14 protein-coding genes are annotated in these 18,632 nt (G+C 69.6%); 2 read left to right on the forward strand and 12 right to left on the reverse strand.

The annotated features are described in order from the left end of the window. The first annotated feature begins 110 nt into the window (after positions 1–110). Positions 111–920, forward strand: a complete 810-nt coding sequence (gene dkgB, locus HTY53_RS18055) for a 2,5-didehydrogluconate reductase DkgB (RefSeq protein WP_174107890.1) — start codon at positions 111–113, stop codon at positions 918–920. Between the two features lie 24 nt (positions 921–944). Here the strand turns inward: dkgB and HTY53_RS18060 are convergent, their stop codons facing one another. The 4 genes from HTY53_RS18060 to HTY53_RS18075 all read right to left on the reverse strand — a co-directional run bounded on the left by HTY53_RS18060 (position 945) and on the right by HTY53_RS18075 (position 5,258). Beyond that, positions 945–2,345 carry a nucleobase:cation symporter-2 family protein gene (locus tag HTY53_RS18060; RefSeq protein WP_174107891.1) on the reverse strand — a complete coding sequence of 467 codons (1,401 nt, stop codon included), beginning with the start codon at positions 2,343–2,345 and terminating at the stop codon, positions 945–947. Further along, positions 2,342–2,488: a hypothetical protein gene (locus HTY53_RS18065; RefSeq protein ID WP_174107892.1), complete on the reverse strand. Its 147-nt coding sequence runs from the start codon at positions 2,486–2,488 to the stop codon at positions 2,342–2,344. Before HTY53_RS18065 ends, HTY53_RS18060 begins: the two co-directional genes overlap by 4 nt. A 71-nt stretch (positions 2,489–2,559) precedes the next feature. Beyond that, the gene (locus HTY53_RS18070; protein WP_174107893.1) at positions 2,560–4,785 is read right to left on the reverse strand and encodes a xanthine dehydrogenase family protein molybdopterin-binding subunit; all 2,226 of its coding nucleotides are present in this window, start codon (positions 4,783–4,785) and stop codon (positions 2,560–2,562) included. Next, entirely contained in the window at positions 4,782–5,258 is a 477-nt protein-coding gene (locus HTY53_RS18075; protein ID WP_174107894.1) for a (2Fe-2S)-binding protein, read from the reverse strand. The genes HTY53_RS18070 and HTY53_RS18075 overlap by 4 nt, the downstream gene beginning before the upstream one ends. A 108-nt stretch (positions 5,259–5,366) precedes the next feature. Here HTY53_RS18075 and HTY53_RS18080 point away from each other — a divergent pair, with 108 nt between their 5' ends. Beyond that, entirely contained in the window at positions 5,367–6,365 is a 999-nt protein-coding gene (locus tag HTY53_RS18080) for a LysR substrate-binding domain-containing protein (protein WP_174107895.1), read from the forward strand. On the opposite strand, the gene HTY53_RS18085 is transcribed toward HTY53_RS18080, so the two are convergent. The 8 genes from HTY53_RS18085 to HTY53_RS18120 all read right to left on the reverse strand — a co-directional run bounded on the left by HTY53_RS18085 (position 6,340) and on the right by HTY53_RS18120 (position 18,591). Then, positions 6,340–7,521, reverse strand: a complete 1,182-nt coding sequence (locus HTY53_RS18085; RefSeq protein WP_174107896.1) for a zinc-dependent alcohol dehydrogenase — start codon at positions 7,519–7,521, stop codon at positions 6,340–6,342. The two genes, HTY53_RS18080 and HTY53_RS18085, sit on opposite strands and share 26 nt — an antisense overlap. A 356-nt stretch (positions 7,522–7,877) precedes the next feature. Then, complete coding sequence (locus HTY53_RS18090; RefSeq protein WP_368041026.1) at positions 7,878–10,277, reverse strand: CHASE2 domain-containing protein; 2,400 nt, start codon at positions 10,275–10,277, stop codon at positions 7,878–7,880. After that, positions 10,267–11,982 carry a FecR domain-containing protein gene (locus HTY53_RS18095; protein WP_174107897.1) on the reverse strand — a complete coding sequence of 572 codons (1,716 nt, stop codon included), beginning with the start codon at positions 11,980–11,982 and terminating at the stop codon, positions 10,267–10,269. The genes HTY53_RS18090 and HTY53_RS18095 overlap by 11 nt, the downstream gene beginning before the upstream one ends. Further along, positions 11,972–12,676, reverse strand: coding sequence for a response regulator transcription factor (locus tag HTY53_RS18100; RefSeq protein WP_174107898.1), 705 nt, complete (start codon positions 12,674–12,676; stop codon positions 11,972–11,974). Before HTY53_RS18100 ends, HTY53_RS18095 begins: the two co-directional genes overlap by 11 nt. A gap of 165 nt (positions 12,677–12,841) precedes the next feature. Then, the gene (gene pelG, locus HTY53_RS18105) at positions 12,842–14,212 is read right to left on the reverse strand and encodes an exopolysaccharide Pel transporter PelG (RefSeq protein ID WP_174107976.1); all 1,371 of its coding nucleotides are present in this window, start codon (positions 14,210–14,212) and stop codon (positions 12,842–12,844) included. Further along, positions 14,212–15,981: a GT4 family glycosyltransferase PelF gene (gene pelF / locus HTY53_RS18110; protein ID WP_254600007.1), complete on the reverse strand. Its 1,770-nt coding sequence runs from the start codon at positions 15,979–15,981 to the stop codon at positions 14,212–14,214. Before pelF ends, pelG begins: the two co-directional genes overlap by 1 nt. Then, positions 15,978–17,102, reverse strand: coding sequence for a lipopolysaccharide N-acetylglucosaminyl transferase (locus tag HTY53_RS18115; protein ID WP_174107899.1), 1,125 nt, complete (start codon positions 17,100–17,102; stop codon positions 15,978–15,980). The genes pelF and HTY53_RS18115 overlap by 4 nt, the downstream gene beginning before the upstream one ends. Further along, positions 17,095–18,591, reverse strand: coding sequence for a PelD GGDEF domain-containing protein (locus tag HTY53_RS18120; protein WP_254600008.1), 1,497 nt, complete (start codon positions 18,589–18,591; stop codon positions 17,095–17,097). The genes HTY53_RS18115 and HTY53_RS18120 overlap by 8 nt, the downstream gene beginning before the upstream one ends. Positions 18,592–18,632 lie beyond the last annotated feature (41 nt).

Genomic DNA, 18,632 nt, shown 5'->3' on the forward strand with positions numbered 1-18,632 from the left:
ACCCACCCTTGATCGGCAGGCAACAATCATTTGACGGCACGGGGCTGTTTCTTCGCGTCAATGGGCACCAAAATGCGCGGAATCCCCAATCCGAATTCCTGGAGCACACCATGACGCAACCCATTCCCGCCTTCGGCCTCGGCACCTTCCGCCTGACCGGCCAGACCGTGATCGACTCGGTCAAGAACGCCCTGTCGCTCGGCTATCGGCTGATCGATACCGCGCAGATCTACGGCAACGAGGCCGAGATCGGCCAGGCCATCGCGGAGGGCGGCGTCGCGCGCGGCGACCTGTTCATCACCACCAAGATCTGGACCGACAATCTCGCGGGCGACAAGCTCATTCCGAGCCTGAAGGAAAGCCTGGCGAAGCTGCGCACCGAGCAGGTCGACCTGACGCTGATCCACTGGCCGTCGCCGCGCAATGCGGTGCCCCTGCCCGAGTACATGGGCGCGCTGGCCGAAGCCAAGGCGCAGGGACTGACGAAACGGATCGGTGTGTCGAATTTCACGATCTCGCTGCTTGGCCAGGCCATCGATGCGGTGGGCGCGGGCGAGATTGCCACCAATCAGGTCGAGATCTCGCCGTATCTGCAGAACCGCAAGCTGGTCGATTACGCGCGCGGCCAGGGCATCCATCTGACCTCGTACATGACGCTGGCCTACGGCAAGGTGCTGCCGGACCCGGTGATCCAGGCCATTGCACAGGCGCACGGCGCCACGCCGGCCCAGGTCGCGCTGGCCTGGGCGCTGCAGCAGGGCTTCGCGGTGATTCCGTCGTCCACGAAGCGCGAGAACCTCGCCAGCAACCTGCAGGCGCAGCAGCTGCGCCTGACCGACGACGAGATGGCGAAGATCGCCACGCTCGATCGCGGCGAACGGTTGGCCAATCCGGAAGGCATCGCGCCCGCCTGGGACTGAGCGCCCGGCACGGCCGCTGGCCCTTCAGCGGCCGGGATGCAGCGCCTCATCACTTCCCTGCACGCATTCCTGCGGCATCGCATGCGGGTCGCGGCGCGGCACGCCGTTGAACAGCAGGTTCAGCAGCACCGACAGCACGCAGGCCAGCAGGATACTGCTGTGCATCAGCGGCTGCAGCCACTTGGGCAGATGGTGGAACAGCGTGGGCGCGAAGGTCGGCAGCAGCGAGATCGCCAGCGTCGCCGCGACGATATAGACGTTGTGCCGCTGCGATTCGAAATCGACCCGCCCCAGCGTGCGCACTCCCGCCGCGGTGACCACGCCGAACATGAACAGCGCCGCGCCGCCGAGCGCGGGCAGCGGCACCGAGGCCACCACGGTAGCCATCCTGGGGAACAGCCCCAGCACGCACAGGATCACGCCGGCGGCCACCACCACCCAGCGGCTCTTGACGCCGGTTACCACCAGCAGGCCGATGTTCTGGCTGTAGATGGTGTACGGAAATCCGTTCAGCGCGCCACCGATCACGCTGGCCAGGCCGTTGGCGCGCAGGCCGTCGGTCATCTCGCGCGGCGTCAGCGTCTTGCCGACCACGTCGCCCGTCGCGAGGAACAAGCCCATCGACTCGATCATGATGATCACCATCACGACCACGATGGTGGCGACCGCGAGCGGATCGAACACCGGCCAGCCGAAGTAGAACGGCCGGATCACGTCCACCATCGGCGCCTCGGCGACGCCGGCGAAGTCGACCATGCCGAAGGGAATCGCCACCAGCATGCCGGCCGCCAGAGCCAGCAGCACCGAGACGTTGGTCCAGAAGCCCTTCAGCAAGCGGTTGATCACGAGGATCAGCGCGAACACGAAGCCGGCCAGCGCCAGGTTGTGCGGCGCGCCGAAGTCCGGCGCGCCCTTGCCGCCACCGATCCAGTTGACGCCGACCGGGAACAGCGACAGCCCGACCACCATCACGATGGAACCGCCGACGATCGGCGGGAAAAAGCGCACCAGCCTGCCGAATACCGGCGAAATCAGCATCGTCAGCAGCCCGCCCGCCATCACCGCACCGATCACGGCCGGCAGCCCGAGGCCCGGATTGGTGGCGATCACCAGGATCGGCGGGATCGCGCTGAAGGCCACGCCCTGCATCACCGGCATCCGCACGCCGATGCGCCAGAAGCCCGCCGATTGCAGGATGGTGGCAATACCGCAGGTGAACAGGTCGGCGTTGATCAGCACGGCCACCGCTTCCTTCGGCAGCTTCAGCGCGGTGGCAATGATCATCGGCACCGCGATCGCGCCGACATACATCACCAGCACATGCTGAAAGCCCAGCATCAGCAGCGGCCCGGTGGCAGGCACCGCATCGACGGGCGCGCGCGCCGGCGGCGCAGTGTCGCGCACCGCGTTGTGTTGCGCTTTCATGGGGGTGTCTCCTTCCGGATTTCGTTGTGGTTGTTGTGGTTGTTGTGGTTGTGGTGATGGTTGTCGCCGTGGTTGTTGCCGCGGTCGTGCCGGCGTGGCTCGGCGGCGCCGGTGCCGGCATAGCGCGGGATGCCGCATCGCAAGGCCCTGGTCCGATGCACGGCAGCGGCGGGCCGTCGAAACGGCGCCGCCGTCGCCGTGCCCATCGCTCGCGTCAGGCGAAGCGGAACGGCGTCGCACGCAGGCGCTTGCCGGTCGCTGCGAAGATCGCGTTGCCGATCGCCGGCACCACCGGCGGATTGGACAGTTCGCCGACGCCGCTCGGCGCCCGGCCCGACGGCGGCATCAGCTCGATGTCGAGCCGTGGCGCATCGGTGATCCGCACCACCGGATAGTCGTGGTAATTGCTGATGCGCACGGTGCCATGGTCGATGGGCACCTCGTTCATCATCGCGGTCGACACGCCCCAGTACAGCCCGCCCGCCAGCTGCTGCCGCACCGAGCTCGGATCGACGGCCAGCCCGCAGTCGACCACGCAGCTGAGCTTGTGCACCGTGATCGCGCGATCCTTGACTTCGACCTCCGCAACCACCGCGATATAGCTCTTGTAGCCCTGGTAGGTCGCGATGCCCAGTCCTCGCCCGGCCGCGGAAGCCCGCGGCCACCCGGCCAGCGCGGCGGCACGGTGCAGCACCGCCAGATGCTCGGGCCGCTCGCGCAGCAGGCGGCGGCGATAGGCCAGCGGGTCCTGTCCCGCCGCGTGCGCGGCCTCGTCGATCAGGCTCTCGATCGCGAAGACGTTCGGCACATAGCTGACCGCGCGCCACCACCAGATCGGCAGCTTCGGCTCGACCCGCACCCACGCCAGGTCGAGCGTGCCGATGTCGTAGTAGAAGTCGTCGCGCATCGCCTCGGTGCAGCTCGGATCGACCGGCACCTTGGCGAGGAAGCCGGGATCGTCGGGCTCCTTGATCGACGGCGTCACCGCGCGCAGGCTGAAGGCCGCGATGCCGCCGTCGCGATCGAGCGCGGCGCGTGCCTTGTGCACGCTGGCGGTCTGGTAGAACAGGCCGCGCATATCGTCCTCGCGGCTGTAGATCAGCTTGACCGGCTTGCCGACGCGGCGCGAGATATAGGTAGCCTCGAGGATCTGATGCATGCCTTCGCGCGCGCCGAAGCTCCCGCCGGCCTCGGTCAGATGGATCTTCACCTTGTCGGCCGGCACGCCGGCAATGGTCTGCGCCGCCTGCGCGCAGCGCGACGGCACCTGGATGCCGCCCCAGTATTCGACGATGCCGTCGTGCACCCAGGCCACCACGCTGAGCGGTTCCATCTGCGCGTGGGCCTTGTAGGGCATCGTGTAGACGGCTTCGACGACCTTGTCGGCGCGCGCGAACGCCGCCGCGGCATCGCCCTTGACCTTGCTCTTCGCTCCCGGCGCATCGACATGCCGGGCCAGCTCGCGCAGCGCACCCTCGGCGCTGAAGTGGGCCATGTCGCTGTCGCCCCATTGCACCTTCAGCGCCTGGCGCGCGCGCTGCGCGGCCCAGAAATGATCGGCGACGATGGCCACGCCGGGCTGGCAGGCGCCGTTGTCGGGTACCGCCGGCCCCATGCCGGGACGGAAATGCGCGATCGCCGCCGGAATCTCGGTGGCAAACACATCGCGCACGCCGGGCAGCGCCTTGACCTCGGCCGCGTTGAACGACACCACGGGGGCGTTGATCACCGGCGGATGCACGACGATGGCAGTCAGCATGCCGGGCAGCTTGATGTCGACCGCGTATTGCGCGCGGCCGGTCAGCTTGTCGGCGACGCGATAGCTGCTGCGTTCCTTTCCGATCAGCACGAAGTCCGCCGGGCGCTTGAGTGCGACCTCCTTAGGCACAGGCTGCCGCGCCGCGCCTTCGGCCAGCTCGCCATAGCCGATTCGCCGCGCCCCCGAAGCATCGATCACCATGCCGTTGCCGGTGCGGCAGCTGGCCGGATCGACGCGCCAGCGCTGCGCGGCCTCGGCCACCAGCATCGCGCGCGCGGTGGCGCCGGCGCGCCGCAGGGTGTTCCATTCGAGCGGCACGCTGGTGCTGCCGCCGGTCGCATGCATGCCCCACAGCGGATGGATATAGACCTGCGCCAGCGGATCGTCGGGCTGCACCACGCGCACGCGCGACCAGTCGGCGTCGAGTTCCTCGGCGAGCATCAGCCCGAGCGCGTTCTTGACGCCGGTGCCGCTGTCGAACTTGTGCACGACCAGCAGCACCTCGCCTTGCGGCGTGATGCGGACCCAGGCGTTGGGGGCGAAGGCCGCGCGATCGGCGGCGGCGCCGGAGGACGATGTCCCGGCGGCAGCGCCCCCAGCACGCACCCCGCTGGCGCTCAGCTCCAGCATCAGGCCGCCGGCCAGCGCCGCCCCGCTCTTCAGGAAGTCGCGTCGCTTCATGCCAGCCTCCCGCTGCGCAGTTCCGCCGCGGCGCGATGGATGGCGCGCCGGATGCGGTCATAGGTGCCGCAGCGGCAGAGATTGCCGGCCATCGCCGCATCGATATCGCTGTCGCTGGGCCTTGGCTTCTGCGCCAGCAGCGCGGCGGCCGACATCAGCTGTCCCGACTGGCAATAGCCGCATTGCGGCACGTCCTCCGCCTGCCAGGCGCGTTGCAGCACGTGCAGCGCATCGGGCTTGCCGAGTCCCTCGATGGTCGTCACGCGCTTGCCCGCGACGCTGGACAACGGGGTCTGGCAGGCGCGCACCGCCTGCCCGTCGACATGCACCGTGCAGGCGCCGCACAGGCCCATGCCGCAGCCGTACTTGGTGCCGGTCAGGTCCAGCTGGTCTCGCAGCACCCACAACAGCGGCGTATCCGCGGGGGCGTCCACCCGACGGCGGGCGCCATTGACTTCGAGCTTGGTGGTCATCGTGGTCTCCTCGGCCGTCCCTCTGGCGTGGACGGATCAGGGAAAGCCTAGGTGTCGCGCAACCATATGTGAAATATGATTTCGGAATCCAATCCATACGGATCGCATATGGATCTCCGCCAGCTGCGCTACTTCATCGCGGTCGCCGAGGAAGGCAACTACAGCCGCGCCGCCGAGCGGCTGCATATCTCGCAGCCGCCGCTGAGCCAGCAGATCAAGTCGCTGGAGGGCGCGCTGCGGGTCACGCTGTTCGAACGCGGCCGGCATGGCGCGCGGCTGACGCGCGCGGGCGAGGCGCTGCTGACGCGGGCGCGCCGCATCGTCGACGACTGCGAATCGGTGGAGCGGCAGGTGCGGCGCGTGGCCGAAGGACTCGAGGGCTATCTGCGCATCGGCATCATCAACTCGGTGATGTACGGCCCGCTGCCGCTGACGCTGCGCCAGTTCCAGCTGCGCAATCCGGGCGTCGAATGGACGCTGCACGAACTGCTGCCCGACCAGCAGTACGAGGCGCTGGCGCGCGGTCGCATCGATGTGGGGTTTTCCTGCAGCGCGGCGGCGCGCAGCGATCTGCGCTCGATCCTGGTCTATGCGCAGCCGCTGATGGTGGCGATGGCGGCGGACCACCCGCTGGCCGGCGCAAGCCGCGTCTCGCTGCGGCAGCTGTCAGGCGATGCCTTCGTGCTGCTGAACATGCAAAGCCCGATGATCCGCAATGTGCTGGCCGCCTGCCTGCGCGACGGCTTCGAGCCGCGCGTGATGCATGAATCGATCGATCCGGAGACAGTGCTGGGTCTGGTGGGCGCGGGCGTCGGCGTCAGCGTGCTGCCAGCCTCGCTGTCGGCCACGCGGCGCGACGATGTCAGCTACGTGCCGCTGGCCGCGCGCGGGCTCGACGCCGACCTGCATGCGACGGTGCGGCGCGAGCATGCGCTGCCCGCGCTGGAACGTTTTCTGGCGTTGCTCAACGAGGTCACGCGAGTCTGGCACCGCGAGGTGTTCGGCGATGGTGCCGCGCGCGGCGGCGCGGGCTGGCCCGGGGCGGGGAAGCGTGACGTCCGCCGAACAGTCAAACGCAAGGTCAGGCCGGCGTCATCACCACCTTGATGCAGCCGTCGTGCTTGTCGCGGAAGGTCTCGTACATCGACGGTCCATCGGCCAGCGTGACGCGATGGGAGATCACGAAGGTGGGGTCGATCTGCTTGTCGATGATGCGCTGGAGCAGATCGTCGGTCCAGCGATTGACATGGGTCTGACCGGTTCGGATCGTCAGGCCCTTGTTCATCAGCGCGCCCATCGGGATCTTGTCGACCAGTCCGCCGTAGACACCGGGAATCGACACGATGCCGCCGGGCCGGCACACATAGATCATTTCGCGCAGCACGTGGGGTCGATCGGTCTCGAGCATCACCGCCTGCTTGACGCGGTCGTAGATCGAATCGAGCGAGCGCGTCGCGTGCGCTTCCAGGCCGACCGCGTCGATGCACTTGTCCGGGCCCTTGCCATGCGTGATCTCGTTGAGGGCCTCCAGCACGCTCTGGTTTTCGAAATCGATCACCGTCACGCGGTCGGGACCGAGCTGCTGCGCCATGCGCAGGCGTTCGGGCACGCGGTCGATCACGACCACCTGCTTCGCTCCCATCAGCAACGCCGACAGGATGCAGAACTGACCAACCGGTCCCGCGCCCCAGATGGCGACGATATCGTCGGGCTGGATCTCGCATTGGGCCGCGGCCTGCCACCCGGTCGGCAGGATGTCGCCGAGAAACAGCACCTGCTCGTCGCTCAACTCGGCAGGCACCTTGACCGGCGCCACATCGGCATAGGGCACGCGCACGTATTCGGCCTGGCCGCCCGCATAGCCGCCGGTCAGATGGGTGTAGCCGAACAGGCCGGCGGTGGTATGGCCGAACATCTTGTCGGCCGCTTCCTTGTTGCGGTTGGTGCGCTCGCACACCGAGAAATTGCCGCGCCGGCATTGATCGCATTCGCCGCAGATGATGGTGAACGGCACCACCACGCGATCGCCGACGCGCAGCCGGCGGTTCTCGGCGCCGACCTCGACGACCTCGCCCATGAACTCGTGGCCCATGATGTCGCCATGCTCCATTCCGGGCACGAAGCCGTCGTACAGATGCAGGTCCGAGCCGCAGATTGCACAGCTGCTGACGCGGATGATGGCGTCGCGCGGGTGTTCGATCACGGGATCGGGAACGGTGTCGTAGCGGATATCGTGCTTGCCGTGCCAGCAAAGGGCTTTCATCGCGGGCTCCCCAGGGAAGAGCGGCACACCAGTCGCGCCGCATGGGGCGGGAATGCAAGCGCTGTTCCACGGGGATGGCGGGCGGGTGTGAGTCCTGAAGTCTCCCTTCGGTGGCACGGGGGGGCGCGAAACTTACATGTGGGGGAAGAAGTTTCAAGTGCGCCGAGCACGCTGACGCTCGACCGGCGCGTGTGTTCGCTCCCCTCTCCCGCTCGCGGGAGAGGGCCGGGGGAGAGGGCAGCGGCGCTCGCCATCGCCATCGCGGCTTGATCCGCCCGTTCCCTCTCCCCCCTCTCCCGCCAGCGGGAGAGGGAGCGAGATATCGCTAGTGCATGGCGCGACGACAGATACCGGACTCAGCCCGGCAGCGTGATCGTAAACGTCGTGCCGCGCCCCGGCGCGCTGTCGACGCCAACATGGCCGCCGTGACGCTCGACCACCGTCTTGACGAACAGCAGGCCCAGTCCGCTGCCTTCGCGCACCGGGCGGCCCTCTTCCTGCAGCCGGCTGAACGGCTGGAACAGGCGGGCCTGCTCCTCCGGCGCGATGCCGGGCCCCTGGTCCGACACCGACACCAGCAGGCCGCCATCGCTGCCGTCCTCATGCCGCACGCGGCCGGCGCGCACGGTCACGGTGCCGCCCGGCGGGCTGTACTTGACCGCGTTGTCGATCAGGTTGGAGACGGCGCGCATCAGCAGCGCCGCTTCGCCATACAGCATCATCTCCTCGTTGCCGGTCTGCACCGCTACGGTCACGCGCCGGGCCTGTCCCAGCGCCCACAGCGAATCCGCCGCGTCCATCAACACCGTGGTCAGGTCGATCTCGGCAAAGCGCAGATGCTGCGACTCGGCGCGTGCGAGCTGGATGAAGTCGTCGGCCAGCGCCAGCGTGCGGCCGGCGTGATGGCGGATCCGTTCGAGCAGTACCGGCAGTTCCAGCGCGCGCGCCGGATCGGCCTGCAATTCGACGAGCGCCAGGATCGACGCCTGCGGCGAGCGCATGTCGTGCGAGATGAAGCGCAGCGTTTCCTCGCGCTGGCGCTCGGCCAGCCGGACCTGCGTGATATCGATGAAGCTGACGCTGAAGCCGGCCACCTCGCCCGCGTTGCCGCGCAGCGGCGCGCCGCGCAGCAGCATCGCGCGCAGATCGTGCGTCTGCAGCTCGACCCCGGCGCGCTCGCCGCGTGTCGGCGCCGCGCCGGTATCCGCGGCGCGCTTGAGCCGATCCCAGTAATCGAGTCCACCCTGCGGCGGCGCGAAGATGTCGGCGATCAGCGTATCGAGCAAGGGGCGCGCGCCGCCCTCGGTATTGAGCGCCGACAGCAGCCGCGGCGACAGCGCGACCGCGCCGGCATTGGCCAGCAGGATGCTGCCGTCGGCATCGCAGATCACGGTGGCATCGGGCAGGTTCTCCAGCCCGTCCGACAGCAGGCGGCGCAGATCGCGCTGCCGCGTGATCATCCGGTACAGCGCGCTCATGCGCGCGTCCAGCGTGCCGCCGGCCAGCGGCGGCGTGCGCTTGCCGCCCGGCAGCGCGGGCTCGCGTTCGAGCCGGGCGACTTCCGCCGACAGGAAGCTCAGCGCCGATTCCTGCCGGCGCCAGCTCCACAGCGGATAGAACACCAGGCAGGCAAGAATGGCCGGCACCGGCGAGAACCACAGCCGATCGAAATACATCAGCGCGACGCTCGCCCCGAACAGCCCCACCATCACCGCGGCGGTAACCAGCAAGGCATCGCGCGGCGACATCAGCAGCGCCGCCAGGCAGACCAGCAGCACCGGCAGCAGCGTCAGCGACCAGTACCAGGCCGATGGCAGCGGCACGATGCCGTTGTTGTCCAGCAGCGCCTGCGCGGCATTGGCCAGCAGCTCGACGCCGCTGATGCCGGCGCCGTTCTTCGACAGCGGCGCGGAGAACATGTCGCCAAGACCGGTGGCACCGGCGCCGACCAGCACCAGCTTGTCGCGGAACATCTCGGGCGGAATGGCGCCGCTCAACACGTCGATCGCGGACACCGTGCGGAAGGTGCCGATCGGTCCGGCGAACGGAATGCCCAGGCGATAGCGGCGATGCCATTCGCCGGCCAGCGTCTCGTCGACCGGCACCTGCCGATAGCTCGTCAGCGGGCGATCGGGCCGGCCGAACTGCACCAGGCGCACGACGAAATGGTCGAGCATCTGCCCCGGCAGGCCCTCCTGCAGATAGATATGGCGGGCCAGCCCGTCGACATCGGTGGCGATATTGATATGGCCTACATCGGCGCCCAGCGCCGGCAGCGGATAGCTGAGGCGATAGCCGTCGCGCACCGGCTCGGCCAGCGCGGGGATGATCACGTTGCCGGCGCGCGCCATGCTGACCGCCAGCGCCTCGTCGTCCTCGGGATGGCGCCAGTCCGGCTCGACCAGCAGCACGTCGAGCCCGATCGCGCGCGCGCCGCCGTCGGCCAGCCGATCGACCAGCCCCGCCAGCAAGGAACGGCGCCATGGCCAGCGGCCCACCGCGGACAGCGACTCATCGTCGATCGAGACGATCAGGATGTCGTCGCGCGGCGCATGCTGCTGCGCGGCGATGCCGATGTCGTAGACGGCCAGGTCCAGCCGCTGGCTCGCGCCGAAGTCCGCGCGCACCGCGGCCAGCACCATGACGAGCATGGTCAGCGCCAGCCATTCGATCAGCGTGCGTCGATGAAAGCCCGCGATCAGTCCGCTACCCGCGGCCGTGCGCAACTGGGGCAGGCGGAAGCGGCTATCCGCCACGGCGCACACTGCCGCTGGCAGTACCGATCGGAGCCCCCGTGCCGTCGCGCAGATGCTCGTGGACTTCGATGCGTTGCGGCGTCGAGAACGGCGACTCGCTGCCGTCGCGCTCGATGCGCGCGACCCGCACGTAATAGACACCGGCCGGCGGACGCGGCAGCGCCGCGTTGTCGGACTCGATGCGCTGGTCCTGCAGGGGACGGGCAAAGCCGGGATCGTCGGCCAGCTGCACGCGATAAGCCAGCGGCGCGAAGGCCTCGGGCTGTTCGGCCCCGCCCCAGCGCAGGCGCAGTGCGCCGCCGTTGTCCTCGACTACGGTGACGCCCGGCGCCGGCGGCAGGATGCGGAACGCCACCGGGGCGCTCCACGGTCCGGCCTGCCCCTTCGCATCGACCGAGCGCACGCGCCACCACCAGTTGCCGGGCACGAGCGTCTGCTGGGCGGACGCCTCCCGCGTGCTGCCCTGGGCGGCCGGCGTGTCGAACGTCGCGTCTGACGCGATCTCGAAGCGATACTCGACGGCGCTGTCGACCGCCGCCCATTGCAGCTGCGCCACGGTGCCGTGCACCGTGCTTTGCGGCGCCGGCTCGACCGTGTACGGTGCGGGCGGATTGAGCCGAACCGTCAGCGGCGCGATCGCGGCGTTGCCGGGAATGCGGTTGCTGTCGATGGCGCGCACCTCGAGATAGACCGGGCCATCGGGCAATCCGGTCAGCGCCGCGGACGCCGGTGCGACGGTGCTGGCAAAGACCGCTTCGGTACGCTCGGCGTCGCGCGTGACCCTGACCTGATAGCCGATCGCGCCCTTGACGGGCTGCCAGCCCACTTCGGCGTGGCTGGCGTAGATCGGCTCGGTCGGCACCGCGCTCAACGTCGGCGGCGCCAGCAGGGTGTGCACCACTGCATTGCCGGCAGTGCCGACCGCGACGCCGTGGCCGGCCGCGACCGTACGCCGGGCGCGCCGCGAACGTACCATCACGGTGCCCTCCAGCACCGCGCTGCGATTGGCACGCTGGCCCGTCTCGTCGGGCTGGCCGGCATCGACCGCGTAGCGGGTGCCGCGCACGCCGGTGACCATCATCGGCGTGCGCACCTCGAAGCGGCCCACGCCGGATCCGCCCGGCGCGACGCGCGACTCGATGCCGCCATGATCGACGTGCATGACGGTATCGCCTAGGCCGGTGCCGGCAAACACGCGCAGGCGCTTGACCTGCAGCCGCGTGTTCGGCGGCATCGCGACGCGGCTGCCGTCCGGCAATTCGAACGTGACCAGGCCATCGGCGCCGGTTTGCAGCCAGGCCGCCTCGTCGACGCGCATGCCGGGCCGCAGCGCGGCGCCATTGGCATCGGCCTGGCCGACCACCGACACCACGCGCGCGCTGGCGACCGTCACCGGAATGCGCGCCAGCGGAATCCGGACATGGGTGCCGACCGGCAGCCGATACGGATCGGCGACGCGGTTCAGCGCCTTCAGTTCGCGCCAGACGTCGGCGCGGCCGGTATAGCGCTGGGCGACCCAGAACAGCGTGTCGCCCGGCTCGACCTCATGCAGAAAATATTCGCCGTCGGCGCCGGCCGGGCCTGCCTGTGCCGGCGCGAATGCCAGCAGCGACCATGCGGCAACGGCCACCCGCAGGACCGCGACCGCGCCGACCGCGCCGACGGCCCCGACAACCCCGCCCCTGCCTTCCCCCTTACGCGGCATCGGCCGGCCCCGCGCAGCGCTCGAAACGATAGCCGTAGGAATACACCGAGGCGAGCCGCACGCCGTTCTCCGGCCGCAGTCCGAGCTTGATGCGCAGCCGCGACAGATGGGTGTCGAGCGTGCGCGAGCTGGCGCCGAGCGAGCGGCCCCATACCGCCTGCTCGACGACGTCGCGCGGCAGCAGCCGATCCATGTTGCGGAACAGATAGAGCGCGAGATCGAACTCGCGCGGCGCGATATCGACCTCGACGCCGTTCAGGCTGGCGGTGCGCGCCACCGGGTCGAGCCGATAGGCGCCCACCACGATGGACTCGTTGGCCGGCGCCGACGGATAGCTTCGGCGCAGCAGCGCGCCCACGCGCGCCAGCAGTTCGCCGCGCCGCACCGGCTTGATCATGTAGTCGTCGGCGCCGCCGGCCAATCCCATCACGATGTCCTCTTCCAGCGAACGGCTGGTCAGGAACAGGATCGGCGGGTACTGGCCCGAATGCAGCCGGACGTGGGTCACCACGTCATAGCCGCTGATATCGGGCAATTGCCAGTCCATCACCAGCAGATCGTACGAGCGTTCGCGCATCGCGCGCAAAAAGGCCTTGCCGCCCGAAAAACTGTCGCAGGTATGTCCGGCGCTGACCAGGATCTGCTGGATCAGCTCGGCCTGGCTGGGATCGTCTTCGACCGATGCGATATTCATATTCTTCTCGGTTACAGGTCGTCGTCATTCGTCTGCCTGGCTCGGCGGCCCTGGCTTGACGAGAGGCGCGACATCGTGGATTCGCTCAATACAATGTGTCGAATTGTAACTGTGTCGGTCACCGAACCGGCGCGCGATCACCGTATCTTCGCCGCCCGATTCGCATTACTGCAACATATAGGTTTCATATTCCAGACGCTCGAGCCGGCGGTCCAGCAGCACCAGCGCGATCGCCACGACGATCAGCGCCGCGACCGCAAAGCCATAGCCGTACCACGCCGGGCCCAGCGTCAGCGTCAGTTGCGTCAGCACCACGTTCAACATCGCGAAGACCGCGCCGAGCAGCAACACTTCGCGACGCCGATCCAGATAGAAGTAGAGGCTCAGCGCGGCGAGCAAGACCAGATACAGGCCGGCGCCGACCACGTCCACATGCAGCAGCGGCAGGTACAGGCTGGCCATGCCGAACTGCGCCAGCAACGGCCGGCCCAGCGCGAACAGCAGCAGCGCGGCGATCGCCAGCACCTTGACGATCTCGTACAGGCCGAGCCGGACGGCCCGCACCATCGCGTTGCGCGCCTCCTCGATCCGCTGCAGCGATCCGCCGCCGCGCACCGCTTCGGCGAAGGCATCGTAATGGGCCACGAAATCCCGTTCGATGCGCACCAGGAACACCGCCATCGCCGGCACGATGGCCAGATAGGCGAGAAACACCGGGATATCGTAGATCGCCGACGCACGCAGCGCACCGATGACGCGCTCGCCCGTGCCCGCGTGGTACCAGAACTGGAACTTGTCGGCCCAGATGCCGAGCGGATACAGCAGGCCGATCGCCATCAGGCTCGGATAGCGATGGCGCCGGGCAAACACTTCGAACGACAGCAGGCGCCGGCCGCGATAGTGCCGATGGATCTGCATCGTCGTGCCGGCCAGCAGCACCAGCTCGCCGATCACCAAACCGCCAAGCAGGCCTTCCAGACCGAGGCCGCGCAGCGCCAGCGCCGCCAGGGCCGCTGCCGCATAGCCGGCCACGAAGGCGCACACGACCGTCCGGTACTGCTTCATGCCCGACAGGAATGCCACCGCGATCCAGACATGGCACATCAGCACCAAGGCGGCCAGCATCAGCGCGCGATACAGCGCCGATAGCTGCGGAAACGCCCACAGCGAGCAAACGACGCCGAACAGGCCGGCCAGCACGGTCACCACGAGGCCCACGGCATGAAAGCCCGGCAGCACGCGTTCGTCGCGCCCTTCGGCGAGCCGGTCCGCGGCGAAGCGGACGAGTTGCAGCTGCAACGGTCCGGTCAGGATCAGGCTGACGGCGATCAGATAGGTCGCCGATACCTGAAACTGTGCGGCGAGCGCCAGCGGCAAGCCGATCGGCAGCCTCAGCACGCCGATCAGCAGGATGCCGACGATTGCCAGCACCCAGGCGCTGCAAGCGAGCACGCTGGCAAAGCCATAGGCCTGCAGCGTGCCGCCGACGCGATTGCGGTCGCGCATCCCACGCAGGAAAAAGGTCAGGTCCACCATCATGGCGCTCCCGCAAAGGGACAACGGCCGGCCGACAGCCGCTCGCTGGCCGGCATTGCCGCGGTTGTCGGTGTCGCCAGCGTTGTCGGCACCGCCGGACGGCCGAGGCCGCCGCGACCGCCTGCATCGGCGTGCGGTTTCGCGGCCAGATGCTGATACAGCTGGCGGTAGCTGGCCACCGCGGCATGCTGCGTGTAATAGCGCTCGGCGCGCACGATGGCCGCGCGTTGCGCGGCGCGCCAACGCTGGTCATCGCCAAGCAGCGCAACCGCTTCGCGCGCCAATGCGCCGGGATCCGCGATGCGCACCACCGCACCGGCCGCGCCGAGCGCCATGTCTTCATCGCCGACGCCGTCGATCAGTTCGCGGCAGGCGCCGACATCGGTCACCACGCACGGCACGCCGGCGGCGAACGCCTCGAGCACCGCCAGCGGCAGCGCCTCGCTGATCGAACTCTGTACCAGCACACCGACCTGCGGCAGCAGCTCTTCGCTGCGCCGCGGACCGAGGAAGCGCACGTTGCCGGCGAGCCCCAGGCCTTGCACCAGGCCGCGGCATTCGCGCGCGTACTCCGGGTCCTCGTCCTCAGGTCCGGCGATCCAGCCCTGCGCATCGGGACACTGCCTGACCACGGTCAGCATCGCACGGATGAAGGTCTTGACGTCCTTGCGCGGCACCACCTTGCCCATCAGGCACAGCACCTGCGGCACCGTATCGGGCCGCTGCGCGCGCAGCGGCGCCAGCGCGGGCAGATCGATGCCGTTCGGGATCGTGCGCGTGCGGCTCGCCGGCGCGCCGTCCTGCACCTGCCGGCGCCGATTGCCCTCGTAGAGCGCGACGATCTCGTCGGCGGCCTCGTAGCAGACGCGGCCCAGCGAATCGAAGAAGCGCAGCCACAGGTCGCGGCAATAGCCCAGCTGCGAAAGATCGGGCGCGAACGCATCGGCGCCGTCGCGATGCCGGTTGTCGTGCTGCCAGCAGGACTGGAACAGATCGAGGCTGTGCTCCCGGGTCGGCGCCGCGTGCTGCGACAGCAGCAGCGGACGGTCATGCCGATAGCGCAGCATCGCCCCCAGAAAGCCCGCATAGCCGGTCGATGCCGCGTGGTAGACGCGCGCCGGCATCAGCGTCGCCGCGATCCGGGCCAGCCGCCACAGCGGCCGGTGCATCGTGCGCACGGTCCAGAAGTAGTCGGAGAACGACGGATCGGTGCAGTAGCGGCGGTACTGCTCGACAATGGTGTCCCAGGCAGGCCGGCTATGCAGGAACGCGTGCTCCGACAGCCTGCCATCGTCGCCCAGCTCGTCCATCAGTTCGCGCATCAGGGCGCCCGCCTGGGACTGCCCGCCACGACCGCGCTGACGCAGCAGGTCGTGCAGCCGGGCAGCCTCGGCGAAGGCCTGTTCGTCGGCGTGCTGCCGCGGCGCCGTGCCGGCCGGCTCGTCGTCGTGCAGGAAATGCGTCTCCAGGTGCAGCACGTTGTCCGGCAGCGCGCCCGCCATCTCGCCGCAGTCCTGGCGCCGATTGCCGAGCAGAACGATCGCGAAGGTGGTTTGCGGGAAGGCCCGGATCATGCGCTCGGCCCAGCCGGGCCCACCGCCGCTCGCGCCGGCGTTGGCGAACGGATGGCGCCCTTCGAGCAGCAGCGCGATATCCACCGCTGCACCGGCAGCAGCCCGCGAGGCGGCGTGCCCCGAGTGGAGGGCGTGGGCGGTGTGGACGGTCGACATGGCGGCGGCGGAGGCCGGATTCGGCGTGGTCGTGCTCATGATGTCCAGTAGCGCAGCAAGGGCTGAAGCTGCGGCAGCGCCGGCAGCGACGCGGCCTGGCGCAGGCTCCGCATCGCGGCGCCGACCGCCGCGAAATCGCCCTCCAGATAGGCGGCCTCGGCCAGCAGCGGCAAGGCGCGCTCGCGCGGGAAGCCCAGCGCGGTAGCGCGCTGCAGGGCGGCACGCGCGGCGGCGGGATCGCGGCGCGCCAGCGCGAGCCGGCCGCGCAGCTGCCACAGGCCGGCCACGGGGCTGGCCACGCCGGAACCGTCGGCGGCGCGCAGGTACAACGTCGTCGCGCCCGGCGCCTGCGACAGCGCCTGCAGCGCAGCCTCGGCATGGCGGTCCGCCTGCTCGAGCGTGTGGCTGCGCACGTCGCCCTGTGCAAGGTTCTGGTAGACCAGCTCCCAGTGCAGCTGTGCCAGATGTTCGTGCACGGCGGCCCGGCTGGCCGGATCGCCATCGTCGCCGAGCGCGTGCAGGCAGTCCTGCGCCTGCAGGATCTGCCGCGTCAGCCGCTGCTCGGCGGCATCGAGCATGCCGTAGGCCAGCAGCCTGACGTCATCGATGCTGTCATCCAGCAGTGCGCGCAGCAGCGGACTGGTGCTGCGCGCCGGCATCGCCTGCAGCGCACCCAGCGCAGACAGGCGGCGCGCGTCCGATGCGGCGGCGTTGGCAACCTCGGCGCGCAGCCGGCCGGCTGCGCGATCGGGACTTCCCGGCAGGACGCAACCGTGTCGACCATCGTTCGGGCCCGCTCCATGCGAAACGCACGCCCCGGGGCCGGAGACGGACTCGGGCAGCGGCACGAAAGCCAGCCCGCGCGCAGCGCGCGCCCGGGGCTGCAGCGCCGCGAGCGCCATGCCGAGCAGCACGACCAGCAGGCCGCCCAGCGGCACGAATGCGCCGGCGACAAGCAGATACGCCGAGGCCGGGCGGATCGGCGTGCGGATGTACCACGCCAGCAGGCGCCGCAGCGGCATCGCCAGCATCGCGGCCGCTGCGGCCTGCATGCCCAGATATGCGAGGAACGCGCCGGTCGCGCCGTCGCCGTGCAGCAGCGCGGCCAGCGCCGCCAGTTGCGCCGCACCGCCCGCCAGCGCCAGCACGCTTTCAAGCATCGTGGCCGCTCCCCGACGGGCTGCGCGCGAGCCCGCCTTCGCAGCGCTGCAGGAGCCGCAGCAGCGGTTCGGGATCGCCATCGGCAGGCACCGGCAGCGTATGGATGCCGATCTGCCCCTGTTCGAAGTCGACGCCGAACTGCGCCTGCAGCATCTGTTCGATCCGCAGCAGATAGCCGGACGCCGCCTCTCCATCGGCCAGCGGCATCAGCGTCATCAGCACGCGCTGCGCGCCGCCGTCGCGCGCCCACGCCAGGTCCAGCGCGCGGCCGCTGCGCACCGCCTGTTCGAACCAGTCGGCGCTGTGCTCGTCGGCGCCGAAGGCAAGCGCGACGACGGTGCTGGCGATGCCCGCCTCGCGCCGCAGGCGCGCGAGCCGCGCATAGTCGAGCGCGAACTCGTGCGGACAATCGGGCAGCGCGCGTTCGATCGCGCGCGCCGCCGCGGCATGCTCGACACCGTCGGCGTAGTAGCCGAGCAGCACCAGCAGCAGTTCGAGGTTGTCGTGATGCAGTGCCAGGAACGGCATGCGTTCGACGACCAGCAAGCCGATCAGACGGTCGGGGCCGGACAATACCGGCGCTACTGCCAGATAGCGGCTGCGCAGGCAGCCCTCGCCGCCCTCGCCGCCCTCGCCGCCGTCCATGCGGCGATGCACCAGTTGCCGGCTCTGCAGACAGCGCCGCACCAGCGGATCGGCGGCATCGAGCTTGCAGCCGGGCCCGACGGTCGCCGCGGCTTCGGTCAGCACGCGCTCGCCATCGCACGGATAGAGTGCGGCCGCCTCGAGCTGACAGGCCTGCGCGGCCAGCTGCATCATCGGTGAAGCCCCGGCCAGGCGCCCGGCCGGCAAGCGCTCGCGGCGGTTCGCCCGCCCCGCCAGTGTCTCCGCACCGGCCGGCTCCGCGGTGGCCGCGCGCAGCTGCGCCAGCGTATCGCGCAGCGTGGTCGGCCTTGCCAGCAGATCGCTTTCGAGGCGCGCATGCGAAATCCGCAGCAGATAGTGGCTTCGGGTCAGTGCCGCCAGCCGTTCGTCGAGATAGCGGTTGATCGAACGCGAGCGCGCCTGCCGGCTCGCGCAGACGTCGCCGAACTGTCCGGCCACCAGCACCAGCAGCGTCCCGCCGACGAAGAACGGGCGCGGAAACGCCCCCGGCTGGGCACCGATCTGATGGAACAGGAACCAGCCGCCGAGCAGCATCAGCGCCGAGCCGATACCGGCCAGCGTGCCATGGCGCAGCGCCAGCACCAGCGGCAGCAGCCAGGCCCAGGGAAAGCCCAGGTCCAGCAGCAAGGGGTTGCCCGGCATCGCCGCATAGCAGAGCGCCATCGCCGCGGTCATCAGCACCGTCAGTTCCAGCATCGTGCTGCGGGCAGTGGCCACGCCGCTGGCGGGCGCCAGCCATGCCGCGCGGACATCGTCCGCCCGGTGCGCCGCTGCGATCCGGCCCGCGGCCGCGCGTCGGTCGCCCATCGCGGTTGCACTCATTCGCTTCTCCAGAAACAGCTCGGCCCGGCTGCCGGCTTTCG

It is taken from the genome of Cupriavidus gilardii (assembly GCF_013314895.1).
In the GTDB taxonomy this organism is placed as follows: domain Bacteria; phylum Pseudomonadota; class Gammaproteobacteria; order Burkholderiales; family Burkholderiaceae; genus Cupriavidus; species Cupriavidus gilardii_C.

Coding starts and splice junctions, on each gene's coding strand:
- HTY53_RS18095 (WP_174107897.1), bottom strand. CDS start 11,982: ATGCCGCGTAAGGGGGAAGGCAGGGGCGGGGTTGTCGGGGCCGTCGGC.
- HTY53_RS18120 (WP_254600008.1), bottom strand. CDS start 18,591: ATGAGTGCAACCGCGATGGGCGACCGACGCGCGGCCGCGGGCCGGATC.
- HTY53_RS18115 (WP_174107899.1), bottom strand. CDS start 17,102: ATGCTTGAAAGCGTGCTGGCGCTGGCGGGCGGTGCGGCGCAACTGGCG.
- dkgB (WP_174107890.1), top strand. CDS start 111: ATGACGCAACCCATTCCCGCCTTCGGCCTCGGCACCTTCCGCCTGACC.
- HTY53_RS18085 (WP_174107896.1), bottom strand. CDS start 7,521: ATGAAAGCCCTTTGCTGGCACGGCAAGCACGATATCCGCTACGACACC.
- pelG (WP_174107976.1), bottom strand. CDS start 14,212: ATGGTGGACCTGACCTTTTTCCTGCGTGGGATGCGCGACCGCAATCGC.
- pelF (WP_254600007.1), bottom strand. CDS start 15,981: ATGAGCACGACCACGCCGAATCCGGCCTCCGCCGCCGCCATGTCGACC.
- HTY53_RS18060 (WP_174107891.1), bottom strand. CDS start 2,345: ATGAAAGCGCAACACAACGCGGTGCGCGACACTGCGCCGCCGGCGCGC.
- HTY53_RS18080 (WP_174107895.1), top strand. CDS start 5,367: ATGGATCTCCGCCAGCTGCGCTACTTCATCGCGGTCGCCGAGGAAGGC.
- HTY53_RS18070 (WP_174107893.1), bottom strand. CDS start 4,785: ATGAAGCGACGCGACTTCCTGAAGAGCGGGGCGGCGCTGGCCGGCGGC.
- HTY53_RS18075 (WP_174107894.1), bottom strand. CDS start 5,258: ATGACCACCAAGCTCGAAGTCAATGGCGCCCGCCGTCGGGTGGACGCC.
- HTY53_RS18100 (WP_174107898.1), bottom strand. CDS start 12,676: ATGAATATCGCATCGGTCGAAGACGATCCCAGCCAGGCCGAGCTGATC.